Source organism: Methylobacterium crusticola, assembly GCF_003574465.1.
Taxonomy (GTDB): Bacteria; Pseudomonadota; Alphaproteobacteria; order Rhizobiales; family Beijerinckiaceae; genus Methylobacterium; species Methylobacterium crusticola.
This window is the reverse complement of record NZ_QOWC01000500.1, coordinates 1-755: the sequence shown is the minus strand read 5'-3', so window position 1 is coordinate 755 and position 755 is coordinate 1. Positions and strand designations below refer to the sequence as shown.

Here is a 755-nt window from a genome sequence, read left to right as displayed (position 1 = left end):
GGCCGCGCCCGACCCCGCTTTCGAGGCGGCGCGCGCCGCCTTCGAGGCGCGGCCCGAGGCCGAGCGGCGGGCGGTGCAGGACGCCCTCGTCTGGGCGGGGGACTACAACAGCGTCACCAGCGGCACCTTCGGCCGGCGGACCTTCGAGGCGATCGGGTCCTGGCAGAGCCGCAACGGCGCCCCGCCGAGCGGCATCCTGGACGACCGGACCCGGGCCAGCCTGCTGGCGGCGGGCGAGGGCGCGCGCCGGGCCGCGCGGTTCACGGTCGCGCCCGATCCCGCCACCGGCCTCGCCCTCGGGGTGCCCGAGCGCCTGCTGCAGAAGCGCAGCCGCCTCCCGAACGGCACCCGCTGGCAGAGCGGCGACGGGCGCGTCACCCTCGACACCAAGGGGTACGCGCTGGGCGAGGCCGACCTCGACGCGCTCTTCGAGCGCGCGGCCGCCGCCGCGCCCGACCGCACCGTCACCTACAAGCTCAAGCGGCCGGACTTCATCGTGACGACGGGCGAGACCCCGGCCGGCAAGTTCTACATCCGCTACGCCGCCGGGCCCGCCGGCATCCGGGGGTTCTCGCTCGCCTACGACAAGGCGGCGGCGCGGGAGGTCGACCGCCTCGTCATCGCGATCGCCAACAGCTTCGTGCCGTTCCCGGGCGAGGCCGCGGCCGCGGCGCCGGGGCCGCCGCCGCGGCCCCCCGGACCGCCCGCCGCCCCGGCCCCGGCCCCGGCCGCTCTCGTCGCCACCGGGTGGGTGG

At 78.7% G+C, this 755-nt stretch carries 1 protein-coding gene; it reads left to right on the top strand.

Going from position 1 to position 755, the window contains the following annotated elements:
* Window positions 1-755, top strand: a 755-nt coding sequence (locus DT057_RS35110) for a peptidoglycan-binding domain-containing protein (protein WP_162501628.1), incomplete at both ends; no start/stop codon positions are given.